The organism is Psychrobacter sp. I-STPA6b (genome assembly GCF_020662265.1).
In the GTDB taxonomy this organism is placed as follows: domain Bacteria; phylum Pseudomonadota; class Gammaproteobacteria; order Pseudomonadales; family Moraxellaceae; genus Psychrobacter.
Window position 1 is genome coordinate 1 of sequence record NZ_VEWM01000136.1, and the last position, 549, is coordinate 549.

1 protein-coding gene is annotated in these 549 nt (G+C 45.2%); it reads left to right on the plus strand.

Annotated elements, in window-relative coordinates:
• Window positions 1-549: hypothetical protein (locus FHK88_RS14610; protein WP_227431346.1), on the plus strand; the 549-nt coding region annotated here is incomplete at both ends.

The window sequence follows — 549 nt, forward strand, 5'->3', positions numbered from 1 at the left end:
AAAAAAGAAAAAGGAAAAAGGAAAGAGAAAAAGAGAAAGAAAGGAAAAAAAAAGAGAAAAAGGGAGGGAGAGGAAAAAGGGGGGGAAAGGGGGAAGGAGGAAAAGAAAAAGGAAGAGAAAAGAGAAGGAGGAGGAGAGGGGGGAGAAGGGAAGAGGGGAGGGGGGGAGGAGAAAAGAGAAAGAAAAAAAAAAAAGGGAGAAAGAAAGAGAGGAAGGGAAAGAAAGAAGAGGAAAAGGAGGGAGGGAAAAAGAGGAGGAAGAAGGAAGAAGAGGGAAAAAAGGGAGAAAAGAGGGAGAAAAAAAGGGGAAGGGGGAAGGAAGGAAAAAAAGGGAGGAGAAGAAAAAAAAAAAGGGAAAGGAGAGGGAAAGGAGAAGGGAAGAGGGGGGAAAAAAAGGGGAAAAAGAGGAGAGGAAAGGGAGAAGGGGGGAAAGGGGAGAAAGGGAAAAAAAAAAGGGGGAAAGAAGGGAGGGGGGGAGGAAAAAAAGAGAGGAAAAAAAAAAGGGGAGAGAGGGGAGAGAAGGGAAAGAAGAGGAAGAGAGGAGGGAGGA